General features: G+C 68.4%; 9 protein-coding genes and 1 tRNA gene. 8 read left to right on the top strand and 2 right to left on the bottom strand.

All coding sequences use genetic code 11. The features are described from left to right. Positions 1 to 226 precede the first annotated feature (226 nt). Positions 227 to 299 (top strand) — tRNA-Thr (locus ACFU6I_RS20845). Between the two features lie 44 nt (positions 300 to 343). On the opposite strand, the gene ACFU6I_RS20840 is transcribed toward ACFU6I_RS20845, so the two are convergent. Continuing rightward, complete coding sequence (locus tag ACFU6I_RS20840; protein WP_384368728.1) at positions 344 to 1,249, bottom strand: oxidoreductase; 906 nt, start codon at positions 1,247 to 1,249, stop codon at positions 344 to 346. 41 nt (positions 1,250 to 1,290) lie between these two features. Further along, on the bottom strand, positions 1,291 to 3,918 hold the full coding sequence (locus ACFU6I_RS20835; RefSeq protein WP_384368725.1) for a SpoIIE family protein phosphatase: 2,628 nt from the start codon (positions 3,916 to 3,918) through the stop codon (positions 1,291 to 1,293). A 401-nt stretch (positions 3,919 to 4,319) separates the two neighbouring features. Here ACFU6I_RS20835 and ACFU6I_RS20830 point away from each other — a divergent pair, with 401 nt between their 5' ends. The 7 genes from ACFU6I_RS20830 to ACFU6I_RS20800 all read left to right on the top strand — a co-directional run bounded on the left by ACFU6I_RS20830 (position 4,320) and on the right by ACFU6I_RS20800 (position 17,425). Beyond that, a complete protein-coding gene (locus ACFU6I_RS20830) occupies positions 4,320 to 9,749 on the top strand; it encodes a HAMP domain-containing protein (protein WP_384368722.1) in 5,430 nt (1,809 codons plus the stop codon). A gap of 244 nt (positions 9,750 to 9,993) precedes the next feature. After that, positions 9,994 to 10,671 (top strand): response regulator, encoded by a 678-nt coding sequence (locus ACFU6I_RS20825; protein WP_327244045.1) that lies wholly within the window; start codon positions 9,994 to 9,996, stop codon positions 10,669 to 10,671. 165 nt (positions 10,672 to 10,836) lie between these two features. Then, a complete protein-coding gene (locus tag ACFU6I_RS20820; protein WP_384368718.1) occupies positions 10,837 to 13,611 on the top strand; it encodes a DNA translocase FtsK in 2,775 nt (924 codons plus the stop codon). 204 nt (positions 13,612 to 13,815) lie between these two features. Continuing rightward, positions 13,816 to 14,616, top strand: coding sequence for a helix-turn-helix domain-containing protein (locus ACFU6I_RS20815; RefSeq protein ID WP_384368715.1), 801 nt, complete (start codon positions 13,816 to 13,818; stop codon positions 14,614 to 14,616). 123 nt (positions 14,617 to 14,739) lie between these two features. Then, positions 14,740 to 16,218 (top strand): 30S ribosomal protein S12 methylthiotransferase RimO, encoded by a 1,479-nt coding sequence (gene rimO / locus ACFU6I_RS20810; RefSeq protein ID WP_384368713.1) that lies wholly within the window; start codon positions 14,740 to 14,742, stop codon positions 16,216 to 16,218. Further along, the gene (pgsA, locus tag ACFU6I_RS20805) at positions 16,215 to 16,919 is read left to right on the top strand and encodes a CDP-diacylglycerol--glycerol-3-phosphate 3-phosphatidyltransferase (RefSeq protein ID WP_345514398.1); all 705 of its coding nucleotides are present in this window, start codon (positions 16,215 to 16,217) and stop codon (positions 16,917 to 16,919) included. Before rimO ends, pgsA begins: the two co-directional genes overlap by 4 nt. Beyond that, complete coding sequence (locus ACFU6I_RS20800; RefSeq protein ID WP_384368710.1) at positions 16,916 to 17,425, top strand: CinA family protein; 510 nt, start codon at positions 16,916 to 16,918, stop codon at positions 17,423 to 17,425. The genes pgsA and ACFU6I_RS20800 overlap by 4 nt, the downstream gene beginning before the upstream one ends. Positions 17,426 to 17,452 lie beyond the last annotated feature (27 nt).

Genomic DNA, 17,452 nt, shown 5'->3' with positions numbered 1-17,452 from the left:
TGCAGGGGGGACCCTGTGGGAGAGTAGGACGCCGCCGAACAATTATTCCGGGAAAGCCCCGCACCTCTGGTGCGGGGCTTTTCTGCGTTCACGGGACCGGCCGTCGTGGCGTCCCGGTAGTGCCCGCTGCTCCACGTGGCTGGTTGGTGTTTCGGACGTTGCCGCGCGTGGTTATGTATTTCCCGGAGTTCGGGGTATGCTCTATCTCGTTGCCGCAGGGCAGCAGGCCCCAATAGCTCAGTCGGTAGAGCGTCTCCATGGTAAGGAGAAGGTCTACGGTTCGATTCCGTATTGGGGCTCAGTCGAAGCGAAAGGCCCCCACCATCGGTGGGGGCCTTTCGCTTTACCCATGGAACGAATCGAGGCGAGCCAGTTCGTCTGCTGAAAGACGCAGTGCTGCCGCGGCCACGTTCTCCACGAGATGGTCGGGATTGCCCGTCCCAGGTATGGCAAGTACGTGCGGGCCCTGTTGCAGGGTCCAGGCCAGGTGGACCTGTGCGACCGTCGCGCTGTGCACGCGGGCAATGGTGTGCAACACCTCGTCGCCGCTCCAGTCGGCGGCACTGGCCCCCTGCTCGCGGCCTTCGCCTGCGATGGCGAAGAAGGGCACGAAGGCGATGCCTTGCTCTCCGCACAGCCGCAGGATGACGTCGGAGTCCGTGTCCCTGGACTGGAGGCCGTAGCGGTTCTGCACGCAGACCACCGGGGCCACGGACTGTGCCTCGGCGAGGTGTTCGCTGTTGATGTTGGAGATACCGAGGTGGCGGATGAGGCCGGCCTCGCGGAGCTCGGCCAGGGCGCCGAAGTGCTCGGCGACCGAATCCTGGCCCATGAGACGGAGGTTGACCACATCGAGGTGGTCGCGGCCCAGCTGGCGCAGGTTCTCCTCCACCTGACCGCGCAACTCCTCCGGCCGGGCGTGGGGCTGCCATGCGCCCGACGGGTCCCGGACCGGGCCGACCTTGGTGGTGATGACCAGGTCCTTGGGATACGGCGCAAGTGCCCGGTTGATCAGCTCGTTGGCTGAGCGCAGCGACGAGAAATAGAACGCTGCGGTGTCGATGTGGTTCACACCGAGCTCCATCGCGCGCCGGAGCACCCCGATCGACTGCTCACGGTTGCTCGGCGTACCGAGGTCGAAGGCGGCGCTGCCGGTCAGGCGCATTGCCCCGAAACCGAGACGGTTGACGGTCAGGTCGCCGAGCTGCCACGTGCCTGCGGTATCCGCGGTGATTGTCTCTGAGGTCATGATCCGGAGTCTGTCAGAGGCGACCCACCGATGAAGCGCAGTCAGACGGCGGGCGGTTCAGGGACACGCATGGCCAGGATGGCCATGTCGTCGGAGGCGGGATCGGCGGCGAAGCGTTCCACGGCCCGCAGGACACGGCCCGCCACCGCCCCGGCCGTCAGGCCCGTACATCCTGTGAGCACATCGGCCAGACCGTCGTCGCCGAGCATGCGGGTGCCCTCGCGGCGTTCCGTGACGCCGTCCGTCACGCACAGCAGGACGTCGCCCGGGTCGAGGGTGACGGTCTGTTCGTACAGTTCGAGGTCCTCGATGACGCCCAGCAGCGGCTGCGGTTCGGCCGCGGCCTCGACCGTGCCGTCCTGGCGCAGCCGCAGGGGGAGGGGATGCCCGGCGCACACCACTTTCAACAGGGCGCTGCCGTCCTCCTGCGGCCACAACTCCCCGTAGAGCAGGGTGAGGAAACGGCTGCGTGAGCCCTCGTCGAGGATCGCGGCGTTGAGGCGCTCCAGGACGGCGGGACCGCCGAAGCCCTCGCGGGCAAGCAGACGCAGGGCGTGGCGCGCCAGTCCTGTGACGGCAGCGGCCTCCGGGCCCGTACCGCAGACGTCGCCGATGGCGAAACCGTAGGCGCCGTCGCGGATCGGGAAGACGTCGTAGAAGTCGCCACCGACCTCGTTGCCCTCGCCCGCCGCCCGGTAGATGACCTCGATCTCGACATTGGGGACGTCGGGCAGGCCCGGGGGCAGCAGGCTGCGCTGGAGGGACTGGCTGATCGCCATGCGCTCCGAGTAGAGGCGGGCGTTGTCGAGTGCGAGCGCGGCGCGGCGGGACAGGTCCTCGGCGAGTTCGAGGATCTCTTGACGGAAGTGGTCGTCGGACGGCTTGCCGAGCGTGAGCATGCCGATGACACGGTTGCGGGCGACGAGAGGGAGGACCACTGTCTCGCCACCCACCGCAGCCGCGGTGGCCAGAGTCGTACGCATGCCGGAGCCGAGGTCGTCGGGGTGGTCGCGGCCGAGACTGCGCATGGAGGTGCGTAGGGCCGCCTCGTGGGCCGCCTTGGAGGGGGCGGCCCAGACGCGGGCGCCAGGGGTCGGCACGGGGTCCGGCGGGGAGATCTTGGAGAGCAGGGCCTTGAGACCGTCGATGAGTTCCTCGTCCTCATGGAGCACGTACGAGAGGTACGGCTCCGAGGACTGGTCGGCGATCGTGTAGACGGCGCACCAGGTGGCCAGGGTGGGGACCGTCATCTGGGCCATCAGGGCAAGGGTCTGGTCCCGGTCGAGGGTGCCGGCGAGGAGGTCGGACGCCTCGACGAGGAAGGACAGCGATCCGCGGCGGAGCCGTTCCAGTTCGCCGAGGCGGGCCGATTCGACGGCGAGAGCGATACGGTCCGCGGCGAACTGGAGGCGCAGGGCCTCCTCGTTGGTATACCGGCCGGGCGATTCCGCCGCGACGCCCAGCGACCCCGTGAGGCGTCCTTCGACCTTCAGCGGGACGGTCACGACGGAGCGCATACCGGTGTCGCTGAGCAGCGGCACGGCGCCGGGGACGACCGTGAGGTCTTCGTGCACGGCCGGCATCCGGGCGGATCCGTACCGACCCGTGCCTGCTTCCACGGGGACGCGGGCGAAGCGCTGACGGGCGGAGGGGAGGCCGGTCGTGGCCCGGACCTCCAGCTCGGTCTCGTCATCGGTGGCCAGCAGCAGAAAGGCCGAATCCGCGTCGAGCATGTCGCGGGCCCGTTCGACGGTGCGCTGGAGCAGCCCGTCGAGGTCGTCGGGGGCGGGGGAGCCGATGAACACCTCGAAGGGGTCCGTCTTACGGCTCTCGGAGCCTGCGTCGGTGACCGGGGTGCGCACCGGTGACTGGAGTACGGCACGTTCGTGGTCGCGGACCAGAAGACAGACCGTGGACGGTTCGCCCTGGGTGTCGCGGACTCTGAGGTGGGAGGCGTACACGGGGATGGTGCGGCCGTCGGCGCCCCGGATGCCGTAACTGCCTTCCCAGCGGGAGAGCTGGAGCGCGTCGGCGATTCCGGTGCTGGTGCCGGGGGTCTGCGGCCAGGCGGTGAAGTCGGTGAACTGTTTGCCGGTGACCTGTTCCGCGGTGTGCCCGAAGAGGAACGCGGCGTCGTCGTTCCACCCGGCGATGGAACCGGAGTGGTCGATCTGTACGACGGCGACCCGGACGCGCTCGTCCGCGACCGGGAGGAGGTCGGTGGGGAGCAGGGGGCCGGCGGAACGGATGCCCACCGGGCGCTCGGGAAGATCGAGCTGGAACCAGACCTGTTTGTGCGCCGGGGTGTACTCGACACCCCACCGGGAAGCGAGTGCCGCGCAGAGCAGCAGACCGCGGCCGCCCTCACGATCGGGGCTGCCGAAGTCGAGTCCGGTGCTCTGGAGCGGGATCTCCCGCTCCGGGTAGTGATCGGAGACCTCGACCCGGACGCCGTGTTCCGTACGCAGGCAGAGCACGTCGGCGGCGGTGCCTGCGTGCACCACGGCATTGGTCACGAGCTCGCTGGTGAGGACGACCGCGTCGTCGACGATGTCGGTGTACCCCCACCCCTGCAGGGTGTCACGGACAAAGGCGCGGGCGGTCGCGACGGAGCGCCCCACCGGGTCGAAGGTGGCAGCCGCGCGCGCGGTGATCACAGCACTCCCCATTTGGTGTCTCGTCGCTTCCCCGAGTCCTGTGCCCGTTTCTCGCCGCTTCGATTCGCTTGCCAGGCTAGACGCTCGCTCTCGGTATCGGGTACACGAGGGCCGACTTCGGGCAAGCGCGACCAGGAAACGGTGTCCGGTCGGACAAGTGTGGTCTTCCCAACGGAGGGATGCGGGACAACCGTTGGAGGTTCCACCTCGATCAGTTCCGGCCTGGTAGCTTTCAACGATTTGACGTCCGCATGGTCACCCGTCGACGGTGGACTGTGGCGGTGAGCCAATGTGGAACTGGGCAAGATCCCAGGCAAGGCCCGAGCGATACGGTCAACCCCTGCGGGAGGGACACGGTGGAGTCTGGCGTGGCGGCGCGGGGATCAGAAACGCGCACAAAAGGCGGACAGTCCGTGAAGAAACAGCGCAATGGAACCATCGAAGTGGACGCCGCGGCGCTCAACAGACTGCTGGCCGGCCTGGTGGCAATGCGCGACGGGAATTTCCGCAGGCGTCTGACCGTCTCGGGCGAGGGGCCGCTGGCGGAGATCTCGGCGGTCTTCAACGAGGTCGCCGACCGCAATCTCCACCTCACCGGCGAGCTGGCCCGGGTACGTCGCGTGGTCGGGCGCGAGGGGAAGCTCACCGAGCGCCTGGAGACCGGGGCCTGCGAGGGCTCCTGGGCCGCGGCCATCGATGCCTCGAACGAACTGGTCGACGACCTGGCGCGACCGGTCTCGGAGGTCGGGCGGGTGCTGTCGGCGGTGGCCGACGGTGATCTGGAACAGCGGATGGAGCTCCGGTCGCACACGGCCGACGAGACCGTGCGACCGCTGCGCGGCGAGTTCCTGAAGGTGGCCCGTACGGTCAACAACCTGGTCGACCAACTGGCGGCTTTCACCGAGCAGGTGACGCGGGTCGCGGTCGAGGTGGGTACCGAGGGCAAGCTGGGCGGACAGGCCCAGGTGCGCGGAATGTCCGGTTCCTGGAAGGACCTCACGGACTCCGTCAACACCATGGCGTACCGGCTGACCGCGCAGGTGCGGGACATCGCCCTGGTGACGACGGCGGTCGCCAAGGGTGATCTGTCGCGGAAGGTCACCGTCCATGTGGCCGGCGAGATGCTGCAGCTGAAGAACACCGTCAACACGATGGTCGACCAGCTGTCCTCGTTCTCCTCCGAGGTGACTCGGGTCGCCCGTGAGGTGGGCACGGAGGGTGAACTCGGCGGGCAGGCGACGGTGCCCGGTGTGGCCGGCGTGTGGAAGGACCTCACCGACTCCGTCAACACGATGGCCGGGAACCTCACCTCGCAGGTGCGTGGGATCGCCGAGGTGACGACGGCGGTCGCCAGTGGCGACCTGTCGCAGAAGGTCACCGTGAGCGCCCGCGGCGAGGTGGCGCAGCTGGCCGAGACGATCAACCAGATGACCGAGACGCTGCGGACCTTCGCGGACGAAGTGACGCGGGTGGCCAGCGAGGTCGGTGGCGAGGGTCTGCTCGGCGGTCAGGCGCAGGTGCCGGGTGCGGCGGGCACCTGGAAGGACCTCACCGACTCGGTGAACACGGTCTTCCGGAACCTGACGACGCAGGTGCGGGACATCGCGCAGGTGACCACGGCGGTGGCCAGCGGTGACATGACGCAGAAGGTCACCGTGGATGTGGCCGGCGAGATGCTGGAGCTGAAGAACACCGTCAACACGATGGTGGACCAGCTCCAGTCCTTCGGTTCGGAAGTGACCCGGGTCGCCCGGGAGGTCGGTGTCGAGGGCCGGCTGGGCGGACAGGCCGAGGTGCCGGGTGCGGCGGGTACGTGGAAGGACCTCACCGACTCGGTGAACACGGCGTTCCGGAACCTGACGGGCCAGGTGCGGGACATCGCGCAGGTGACGACCGCGGTCGCGAACGGCGATCTGTCGCAGAAGGTCACCGTGGATGTGGCCGGCGAGATGCTGGAGCTGAAGAACACCGTCAACACGATGGTGGCGCAGCTGTCGTCCTTCGCCGACCAGGTGACCCGGATGGCGCGGGACGTGGGCACGGAGGGCCGCCTCGGCGGTCAGGCGCGGGTCGACGGCGTCTCCGGTACCTGGAAGGAGCTCACCGACTCCGTCAACTTCATGGCCGGGAACCTGACCTCCCAGGTGCGTCAGATCGCGCAGGTGACCACGGCGGTCGCCCGGGGCGATCTGTCGCAGAAGATCGACGTGGACGCCCGCGGCGAGATCCTCGAACTGAAGAACACCATCAACACGATGGTGGACCAGCTCTCCGCCTTCGCCGAGCAGGTGACCCGGGTCGCCCGCGAGGTGGGCACCGACGGGCGGCTCGGCGGCCAGGCGCAGGTCCCCGGCGTGGCCGGGGTGTGGCGCGATCTGACCGACTCGGTGAACGGCATGGCGGGGAACCTCACCGCTCAGGTCCGTAACATCGCACAGGTCGCCACCGCGGTGGCGCGCGGTGACCTGTCGCAGAAGATCGACGTGGACGCCCGCGGCGAGATCCTCGAACTGAAGAACACCCTCAACACGATGGTGGACCAGCTCTCGAACTTCGCCGAGCAGGTGACCCGGGTCGCCCGTGAGGTGGGTACGGAAGGCATCCTGGGCGGCCAGGCCGAGGTGCAGGGCGTGTCCGGTACGTGGAAGGACCTCACCCAGTCCGTCAACGGCATGGCGAACAACCTGACCTTGCAGGTCCGCAACATCGCCGAGGTCACCACCGCGGTCGCCAAGGGCGATCTCTCCAAGAAGATCACCGTCGACGCCAAGGGCGAGATCCTCGAACTGGTGACGACCGTCAACACGATGGTCGACCAGCTGCTCAACTTCGCCGACGAGGTGACGCGAGTCGCCCGCGAGGTGGGTACCGAGGGCATCCTGGGCGGTCAGGCGCGGGTGCGCGGGGCGACCGGCATCTGGAAGGACCTCAGCGACAACGTCAACCTGATGGCCAACAACCTGACCAGCCAGGTGCGGAACATCTCCCGGGTCTCGTCCGCGGTCGCCAACGGCGATCTGACCAAGAAGGTCACCGTCGAGGCGCGCGGCGAGGTCGCCGAGCTCGCCGACACCGTCAACACGATGGTGACGACGCTGTCCTCGTTCGCCGACGAGGTGACGCGAGTCGCCCGCGAGGTGGGTACCGAGGGCGAGCTGGGCGGTCAGGCGCGGGTGCCGGGCGTCTCCGGTACGTGGAAGGACCTCACCGAGTCGGTGAACTCGATGGCGTCCAACCTGACCGGTCAGGTGCGCCAGATCGCCACGGTCACCACCGCCATCGCCAAGGGCGATCTGACCAAGAAGATCGACATCGACGCGCGCGGTGAGATCCAGGAGCTGAAGAACACCATCAACACGATGGTCGACCAGCTGTCGTCCTTCGCCGAGCAGGTGACCCGGGTGGCCCGTGAGGTGGGCACCGAGGGTCAGTTGGGCGGTCAGGCGCGGGTCCGGGACGTCGACGGAACCTGGCGCGATCTCACCGAGTCCGTCAACGAGATGGCCGGGAACCTGACCCGTCAGGTGCGGGCCATCGCGGCTGTCGCCACCGCGGTGACCCGTGGCGATCTCAACCTCAAGATCGATGTGGACGCGGCCGGTGAGATCCAGGCCCTGCAGGACAACATCAACACGATGATCGCCAACCTGCGCGACACCACGGCCACCAACAAGGAGCAGGACTGGCTCAAGGGCAACCTCGCCCGGATCTCCGGTCTGATGCAGGGACGCCGTGATCTCGACGACGTCGCCTCGCTGATCATGAGCGAGCTGACCCCGGTCGTCTCGGCGCAGCACGGGGCGTTCTTCCTGGCCATGCCCACCGGTGACACCGACGCGGTGGTGGCGGACGCGGACCGGGAGGGTGCGTACGTACTCCGCATGCGGGGCAGCTACGGCTACTCCGCGGGCTCGATGCCGACGTCCTTCCGGCCCGGCGAAACGCTCATCGGCACGGCGGCGGAGGAGAAGCGGACGATCCAGGTGGACAACGTGCCGCCGGGCTATCTGAAGATCTCCTCGGGCCTGGGCGAGGCACCGCCGGCGCATGTGATCGTGCTGCCGGTGCTCTTCGAGGGGCAGGTCCTCGGTGTGATCGAACTGGCCTCGTTCCAGCCGTTCACCCACATCCAGCGGGACTTCCTCAACCAGCTCGCCGAGATGATCGCGACCAGCGTCAACACGATCAGCGTCAACACCAAGACGGAGAAGCTCCTGGAGCAGTCGCAGGAGCTGACCGAGCAGCTGCGCGACCGCTCGGAGGAGCTGGAGAACCGGCAGAAGGCGCTCCAGGCATCCAACGCCGAACTGGAGGAGAAGGCCGAACTGCTGGCCCAGCAGAACCGCGACATCGAGGTGAAGAACACCGAGATCGAGGAGGCGCGGCAGGTCCTGGAGGAGCGGGCCGAGCAGCTCGCGGTCTCCATGCGCTACAAGTCCGAGTTCCTGGCGAACATGTCGCACGAGCTGCGCACGCCGCTCAACTCGCTGCTCATCCTCGCCAAGCTGCTCGCGGACAACGCCGAGGGAAATCTCTCCCCGAAGCAGGTGGAGTTCGCCGAGACCATCCACGGCGCAGGTTCCGACCTGCTGCAGTTGATCAACGACATCCTCGATCTGTCGAAGGTCGAGGCGGGCAAGATGGATGTCAGTCCGACCCGGATCGCACTGGTCCAGCTGGTCGACTACGTGGAGGCGACCTTCCGGCCGCTCACCGCCGAGAAGGGGCTCGACTTCTCCGTACGGGTGTCGCCGGAGCTCCCCGCCACGCTGCACACGGACGAGCAGCGGCTCCTCCAGGTGCTGCGGAACCTCCTTTCCAACGCGGTGAAGTTCACCGACAGCGGCGCCGTCGAGCTGGTGATCCGGCCTGCCGGCGCGGATGTGCCGAACGCCATCCGGGAGCAGCTCCTGGAAGCCGGTTCGCTGCGCGACGCGGACGCCGATCTGATCGCGTTCTCGGTCACCGACACCGGGATCGGGATCGCGTCCAGCAAGATGCTGGTGATCTTCGAGGCGTTCAAGCAGGCGGACGGTACGACCAGTCGCAAGTACGGCGGTACGGGGCTCGGGCTGTCCATCAGCCGGGAGATCGCGCGGCTGCTGGGTGGCGAGATCCATGCGTCGAGCGAGCCGGGCCGCGGCTCGACCTTCACGCTGTATCTGCCGCTGCACCTCAGCGAGCTGCCGCCGCAGGGCTACCCGCAGATCGGCCCCGGTTCCGTCGAGGCGCACGGCGCGGTGGCCCCGAGCGGCATGGTCCCGGAGGCGGGTTCGGGGACGGCGCTGCACGACGGAGCCGGTTCCGCGGGGCTGTTCCGGCGGCGCCGCAAGGCGCTCGGCGGAGCGGAGCGGCGGACGGCGCTGCCGCCCAGGAGCACCGGGCACACCGAGCCGGCCGCACCGGCTCGGGAGTTGCTGACCCAGTCCGGCCAGGAGGAGCCCGAGGTCCGCAGGGTCTTCCGGTTCAACGGCGAGAAGGTCCTCATCGTCGACGACGACATCCGTAACGTCTTCGCGCTCACCAGCGTGCTGGAGCAGCACGGGCTCTCGGTGCTGTATGCGGAGAACGGGCGCGAAGGCATTGAAGTCCTGGAACAGCACGACGATGTGACGGTCGTGCTGATGGACATCATGATGCCGGAGATGGACGGTTACGCGACGACGACGGCGATCCGCAGGATGCCGCAGTTCGCCGGGCTGCCCATCATCGCGCTGACCGCCAAGGCGATGAAGGGCGACCGGGAGAAGGCGATCGACTCGGGTGCTTCCGACTATGTCACCAAGCCTGCCGATCCTGATCATCTGCTCTCCGTGATGGAGCAGTGGATGCGCGGAGAGTGATCGCCTCTGGAGCGAATCCCGATAAGTTCCTGATCGACTGTGCTCGAAGGGGTGTGAGAACGCGGTGGGCGGGGAACCTTCTGGTCTCCCACCGCGTTTTTGGTACGTGCACAGTGACATCGCGGTGACAGGGTGTGGTGACGGGCGGGGTGCGGCTACCATGACCGGCACAAGGACGGACGGCGTAAGGGAGTCGTCCCCTGGGGCGGCGCCCGGTGCAATTCCGGGGCGAGGAGGACGGGCCATGGTGCAGAAGGCCAAGATCCTCCTGGTCGATGACCGGCCGGAGAATCTGCTGGCGCTGGAGGCCATCCTCTCTGCGCTCGATCAGACGCTGGTACGGGCATCGTCAGGGGAGGAAGCGCTCAAAGCGCTGCTCACGGACGATTTCGCGGTCATTCTGCTGGACGTCCAGATGCCGGGCATGGACGGTTTCGAGACCGCCGCGCACATCAAGCGGCGGGAGCGGACCCGGGACATCCCGATCATCTTCCTCACCGCGATCAACCACGGTCCGCATCACACCTTCCGGGGTTACGCGGCCGGCGCGGTGGACTACATCTCGAAGCCGTTCGACCCCTGGGTGCTGCGCGCCAAGGTCTCGGTCTTCGTCGAGCTGTACATGAAGAACTGCCAGTTGCGTGAGCAGGCGGCGCTGTTGCGGCTGCAGCTGGAGGGTGGCGGTCACCCCGGCGCCGAACAGGAGAAGGAGCCCGCCGGACTGCTGGCCGAGCTCTCGGCGCGCCTCGCGGCCGTCGAGGAGCAGGCGGAGGCGCTCTCCAAGCAACTCGACGACGAGTCGGCGGACGCCGCCGCGGTGGCCACCGCGGCCCATCTCGAACGGAAACTGACCGGACTGCGGCGTGCGCTCGATGCGCTGGAGCCCGGCACCGGAAGCGGCACGGCCGCGCTTCCGTCGTAACGCCGCCGTTCACCGAACCCCCCGTCCGGGAACCGGGTTCGGGGACGGCCGCTCGATCCGCCCCTGGTGAGGGCACGTCAGTTTCCGGCCTCTGCAGGGCGACACGGTTGGGTGAACCAAGAGGGGCACGTGTTCACGGCGGCCAACACCGGTAACCTCGGCCCCATGGCCTCACGTACGTCCGGCAAGGGTTCCCAGGGCACGGCGGGCACCGCGAAGCGTCCCGGCCGTACCGGGGGCCCGGCGAAGAAAGCCGCGCCCGCGAAGAAGAGCGCACCCGCGAAGAAGGCTCCGGCCAAGAAGGCGGTGGCGAAGAAGGCGGTGGCGAAGAAGGCGGCTGCGCCCAGGCCCGCGCCGTCTCCCACCGGGGGTGTGTACCGGCTGGCGCGCGCCGTCTGGCTCGGTGCGGCGCACGCCGTCGGCGCCATGTTCCGCGGTATAGGGCGCGGCGCGAAGGGACTCGATCCCGCACACCGCAAGGACGGCGTCGCGCTGCTGCTGCTCGGTCTGGCGCTGGTCGTGGCCGCGGGCACCTGGTCGAATCTCCGGGGGCCCGTCGGCGACCTCGTCGAGATGCTCGTCACCGGTGCCTTCGGACGCCTCGATCTGCTCGTACCCATACTTCTCGGCGCCATCGCCGTACGGCTGATCCTCTATCCCGAGAAGCCCGAGGCCAACGGCCGCATCGTCATCGGGCTCTCCGCCCTGGTCATCGGCGTGCTCGGACAGGTCCACATCGCGTGCGGTTCGCCCGGCCGCGGGGACGGCACCGAGGCGATGCAGGACGCCGGCGGACTCATCGGCTGGGCCGCCTCCAAGCCGCTGGTCTTCACCATGGGCGAAGTCCTCGCCGTGCCGCTGCTCCTTCTCCTCACCGTCTTCGGTCTGCTCGTCGTCACCGCGACCCCGGTGAACGCGATTCCGCAGCGGCTGCGGCTGCTCGGCTCCAAACTGGGGATCGTCGACCCGGTGTACGACCCCGAGGCGGAGGGCGAGAGCGACGACGAGCGGTACGACGAGCAGTGGCGCGAGGCGCTTCCCGCCCGCTCGCGGCGCTCGTCCGTACGCCGTTCCGAGGCGCCCGAGGAGTACGCCCCCGAGCGGGCGGAGGCCGAGGCACTCTCCAAGCGCCGCAGGCCGCGCAGGCCGTCCGTGCAACCCGCGATGAACCACACCATGGACGCGGTGGATGTCGCCGCGGCCGCGGCCGCGGCGCTCGACGGCGCGGTGCTCAACGGCATGCCGCCCTCGGCGATCGTCGCCGACCTCACCCAGGGCGTCTCCGTCGAGCGTGACCGCGAGCGCTCGGGAACCCCGGTGCCCGGCGCCCGTGAGGCCGAGTCGGGCACCGGGGCGGGGAAGGGCGCGGTGACCTCCGGCGTACCCGATCTGACGAAGCCCGCCCCCGATCCGTCGCAGTCCCAGCCTCTGCCGGCCCGCGCCGAGCAGTTGCAGCTCTCCGGCGACATCACGTACGCGCTGCCCTCGCTCGACCTGCTGGAGCGCGGCGGTCCGGGCAAGACCCGGAGTGCTGCCAACGACGCGATCGTCGCCTCCCTGACCAACGTCTTCACCGAGTTCAAGGTCGACGCCGCCGTCACCGGTTTCACCCGCGGACCGACGGTGACGCGGTACGAGGTGGAGCTCGGCCCGGCCGTGAAGGTCGAGCGGATCACCGCGCTGGCCAAGAACATCGCGTACGCCGTCGCCAGCCCCGACGTCCGGATCATCTCGCCGATCCCGGGGAAGTCCGCCGTCGGCATCGAGATCCCCAACACCGACCGGGAGATGGTCAACCTCGGAGATGTGCTGCGCCTCGCGGACGCGGCCGAGGACGACCACCCGATGCTGGTCGCGCTCGGCAAGGACGTCGAGGGCGGCTATGTCATGGCCAACCTCGCGAAGATGCCGCACGTGCTGGTGGCCGGTGCGACCGGTTCCGGCAAGTCGTCCTGCATCAACTGTCTGATCACGTCGGTCATGGTGCGGGCGACCCCGGACGACGTGCGGATGGTGCTGGTCGACCCCAAGCGCGTCGAACTGACCGCGTACGAGGGCATCCCGCACCTGATCACGCCGATCATCACCAACCCGAAGCGCGCCGCCGAGGCTCTGCAATGGGTCGTACGGGAGATGGACCTCCGGTACGACGACCTCGCCGCGTTCGGTTACCGGCACATCGACGACTTCAACCAGGCCGTGCGCAACGGCAAGGTCAAGCCGCCGGAAGGCAGCGAGCGTGAGCTCTCGCCGTATCCGTATCTCCTGGTCATCGTCGACGAGCTCGCCGACCTGATGATGGTCGCTCCACGTGACGTCGAGGATGCCATCGTCCGCATCACCCAGTTGGCGCGCGCCGCCGGTATCCACTTGGTGCTCGCGACCCAGCGGCCCTCGGTCGACGTCGTCACCGGTCTGATCAAGGCGAACGTGCCCTCCCGGCTCGCCTTCGCCACCTCGTCGCTCGCGGACAGCCGCGTGATCCTGGACCAACCCGGCGCCGAGAAGCTCATCGGAAAGGGTGACGGACTGTTCCTGCCGATGGGTGCCAACAAGCCCACCCGCATGCAGGGCGCCTTCGTCACCGAGGGCGAGGTCGCGGCCATCGTCCAGCACTGCAAGGATCAGATGGCGCCGGTCTTCCGCGAGGACGTGGTGGTCGGCTCCGCCAAGAAGAAGGAGATCGACGAGGACATCGGCGACGACCTCGATCTGCTCTGCCAGGCAGCCGAACTGGTCGTCTCCACCCAGTTCGGGTCCACCTCGATGCTCCAGCGGAAGCTGCGGGTCGGCTTCGCCAAGGCAGGCCGGCTGATGGACCTGATGGAGTCGCGCAACATCGTCGGACCGAGCGAGGGGTCCAAAGCGCGCGACGTCCTGGTGAAACCCGACGAGTTGGACGGGGTGTTGGCCCAGATCCGCGGGGAAACCGCTTCGTAAGGGTGGGAAGAGCAACCGTTTCGTCGGGTCGTACGTCAATTTGACTGGAGGGACAGCAGAATGTACTTCCACGGGGCGGTCCGGCAAATAGGACAGTGTTCGAATCTGATGGCGTACAAAGTCCTCTCTCCCGGTTGCCCCACCCTTTCGTACCACCCCTAGACTGAACACCCAGCAGGTGGCTCACGCTCGAAAGGCGCCCCCGTGTCCATCGGCAACTCCCCCGAAGACGACCGGCCTTCGATCGGTCGAGTGCTCCAGCAGGCTCGAATCGCCGCAGGTCTCACGGTCGAAGAGGTCAGCTCGTCCACCCGGGTGCGCATTCCCATCGTGCACGCGATCGAAGAGGACGACTTCACCCGCTGTGGCGGCGACGTGTACGCCCGCGGTCATATCGGTACGTTGGCGCGTGCCGTCGGCATCGATCCGGAACCACTGGTTTCGCAGTACGACGGCGAGCACGGCGGCCGTCCCGCGCCCACACCGGCGGCGCCGCTGTTCGAAGCCGAACGGATCCGTTCCGATCCCCGTCGACCCAACTGGACCGCGGCCATGGTCGCGGCGATCGTCGTGGTCATCGGCTTCGTCGGCTTCACCTTCCTCAAGGGTGGCGACGACAGCGATACGACCACCCGGGTCGCCGAGGGCTCGACGCCCAACACGACCAGCCCCAAGCCCAAGCCCACCAAGTCCACCGACCCCAAGCCCGCACCCTCCGACAGCGCCATCGCGGCAGCCCCGCGGGACAAGGTGACGGTCAAGCTCAGCGCCACTCAGGGCAAGAGCTGGATCTCCGCCAAGGACCACAACGGGCGGATGCTCTTCGACGGTCTGCTGCAGAAGGGCCAGTCCAAGACCTTCCAGGACAAGGAGCGCGTCGACCTCGTCCTCGGCGACGCCGGCTCGATCGAGCTCTTCGTCAACGGCAAGAAGGTCGAGGACAAGTTCCAGCCGGGTCAGGTCGAACGGCTCACGTACACGAAGGGCGACCCCGAGGTCGGCTGACCGTCAGCACGTTGTGACACGAGCGCCCGGCCGTCCGGCCGGGCGCTCGACGCGTTGTTACTCGCTGTCACAGGGGAACCCTGCTCGGCGGGGCCAGTGCCAGGACAAAGTAGTCTTGAGCCCATGCCCGAACGCCGTACCGTCGCCCTTGTCACTCTTGGCTGCGCCCGTAACGAGGTGGACTCGGAGGAGCTCGCAGGCCGCTTGGCAGCGGACGGCTGGGAGCTCGTCGAGGATGCCTCCGACGCGGATGTCGCCGTCGTCAACACCTGTGGGTTCGTCGAGGCCGCCAAGAAGGACTCCGTCGACGCACTCCTCGAAGCCAACGATCTGAAGGACCACGGCCGGACCCAGGCCGTGGTCGCCGTCGGCTGCATGGCCGAGCGCTACGGCAAGGACCTTGCCGAAGCCCTGCCGGAAGCCGACGGAGTCCTCGGATTCGACGACTACGCCGATATCTCCGACCGCCTCCAGACCATCCTCAACGGGGGCATCCACGCTTCCCACACCCCGCGTGACCGGCGCAAGCTGCTGCCGATCAGCCCGGCCGAGCGGCAGGACGCCGCCGTCGCGCTGCCCGGACACGCGCAGGAAGCCGGCCCGGCCCCCGCGGACCTCCCCGACGGGGTTGCCCCGGTCTCCGGTCCGCGCGCCCCGCTGCGCCGCCGGCTGGGCACCAGCCCGGTCGCCTCGGTGAAGCTCGCCTCCGGCTGCGACCGCCGCTGTTCGTTCTGCGCCATTCCGTCCTTCCGCGGTTCCTTCATCTCGCGGCGCCCGTCGGACGTGCTGCAGGAGACCCGCTGGCTGGCCGAGCAGGGCGTCAAGGAGGTCATGCTGGTCTCCGAGAACAACACCTCGTACGGCAAGGACCTCGGCGACATCCGGCTGCTGGAGACACTGCTGCCGGATCTCGCCGACGTCGACGGGATCGAGCGGATCCGGGTCAGCTACCTGCAGCCCGCCGAGATGCGGCCCGGTCTGATCGACGTACTGACCTCGACGCCGAAGGTCGCCCCGTACTTCGACCTGTCCTTCCAGCATTCCGCCCCCGCTGTGCTGCGGGCGATGCGCCGCTTCGGCGACACCGACCGCTTCCTGGAGCTCCTGGAGACCATCCGGAGCAAGGCGCCGCAGGCCGGTGCACGGTCGAACTTCATCGTGGGATTCCCCGGGGAGACCGAGGCGGACCTCGCCGAGCTGGAACGCTTCCTCACGGGCGCGCGGCTCGACGCGATCGGCGTCTTCGGTTACTCCGACGAGGAGGGAACCGAGGCCGTCGGTTACGACAACAAGCTGGACCCCGACGTCATCGCTGAGCGGCTCGCGCACATCTCGCAGCTGGCCGAGGAGCTGACCTCGCAGCGCGCCGAGGAGCGGCTCGGAGAGTCCCTGCAGGTGCTGGTCGAGTCCGTCGACCCCACCGAGGACGAGCCGCGCGCGGTGGGGCGTGCTGCGCACCAGGCACCCGAAACGGACGGCCAGGTGCTCTTCACAGCACGCGAGGGTCTCGTACCGGGCCGTATGGTCGAGGCAAAGGTGGTGGGCACCGAAGGAGTGGACCTGGTGGCTGAGTGTTCCGAGCTTGCGGAGGCAGCCAGATGACGGGAGTCCCGGCATCCGCGCCGGGCGGTTCCGGCGCGAAGCCGGTCCGTGGCGGCAAGCTGGGCGCTGCGGCCGTCAACCAGGCCAGCCTGTGGAACATCGCCAATATCCTCACCATGGCGCGCCTGCTGCTGGTACCGGGTTTCGTCGTGCTGCTGCTTCACAACGGCGGCTACGACCCCGCCTGGCGGTCCTTCGCCTGGGCGGCGTTCGCCGTCGCCATGATCACCGACCTCTTCGACGGTCATCTGGCGCGTACGTACAACCTGGTCACCGACTTCGGGAAGATCGCCGACCCGATCGCCGACAAGGCGATCATGGGGGCCGCGCTGATCTGCCTGTCGTACCTCGGTGATCTGCCGTGGTGGGTCACCGGAGTGATCCTCTTCCGCGAGATCGGCATCACGCTGATGCGGTTCTGGGTGATCCGGCATGCGGTGATCCCGGCCAGTCGCGGCGGGAAGATGAAGACGCTGGCACAGGGGACAGCCGTCGGGATGTACGTCCTGGCACTGACCGGCCCGCTCGCCACACTGCGCTTCTGGGTGATGGCGGTGGCCGTCGTGCTGACGGTCGTCACCGGGCTCGACTACGTGCGACAGGCCGTCGTGCTGCGGCGCCAGGGTCTGGCGGCCGAACGGGCCGCAGCGGCGGCTGCCGAGGCGTCCGGGGTCCGTGGCCCGGCGGAGGCCGAGCGGTGACTGCCGCGGCCCGGGTGCTGCAGCAGCTCCTGCGGCGAGGGGAGACCCTCGCCGTCGCCGAGTCGCTGACCGGCGGCCTGGTTGCGGCGGAGCTCACCTCCGTACCCGGTGCCTCGCGCTCCTTCCGCGGGTCCGTGACGGCGTACGCGACGTCCCTGAAGCGGGATGTGCTGGCCGTGGACGGGGCCCTGCTGGCAGCGCGCGGTGCCGTGGATCCTGAGGTCGCCCGGCAGATGGCGATCGGTGTCCGACGGATTCTCGGTGCAGACTGGGGAGTGGCGACCACCGGCGTCGCGGGACCCGATGCACAGGACGGAAAGCCGGTCGGAACGGTCTATGTCGCCGTGGCAGGGCCGGGCCGCGCGGAGAAAGTGGCCGCTCTGCGGTTGAACGGTGACCGGGCGGACATCCGTAGAGAGAGCGTACGGAGCCTGCTTGAACTGCTCTCCGGAGAACTCGACGACAATGCGAGCGCACAGGATACGGAACAGAACGGGGGGAATTGATGTTTGCAGCCCTGAGTGAACACGACA

This window comes from Streptomyces sp. NPDC057486 (assembly GCF_042802415.1).
GTDB lineage: Bacteria > Actinomycetota > Actinomycetes > Streptomycetales > Streptomycetaceae > Streptomyces > Streptomyces yanii.
Note: the sequence above shows the minus strand (reverse complement) of the source record. Positions and strands in the feature narration are given on the sequence as shown.

Bases quoted from the DNA above. Each gene is read 5' to 3' on its own strand.
- ACFU6I_RS20840 (WP_384368728.1), bottom strand. From the start codon at position 1,249: ATGACCTCAGAGACAATCACCGCGGATACCGCAGGCACGTGGCAGCTC.
- ACFU6I_RS20835 (WP_384368725.1), bottom strand. From the start codon at position 3,918: ATGGGGAGTGCTGTGATCACCGCGCGCGCGGCTGCCACCTTCGACCCG.
- ACFU6I_RS20825 (WP_327244045.1), top strand. From the start codon at position 9,994: ATGGTGCAGAAGGCCAAGATCCTCCTGGTCGATGACCGGCCGGAGAAT.
- ACFU6I_RS20820 (WP_384368718.1), top strand. From the start codon at position 10,837: ATGGCCTCACGTACGTCCGGCAAGGGTTCCCAGGGCACGGCGGGCACC.
- rimO (WP_384368713.1), top strand. From the start codon at position 14,740: ATGCCCGAACGCCGTACCGTCGCCCTTGTCACTCTTGGCTGCGCCCGT.
- pgsA (WP_345514398.1), top strand. From the start codon at position 16,215: ATGACGGGAGTCCCGGCATCCGCGCCGGGCGGTTCCGGCGCGAAGCCG.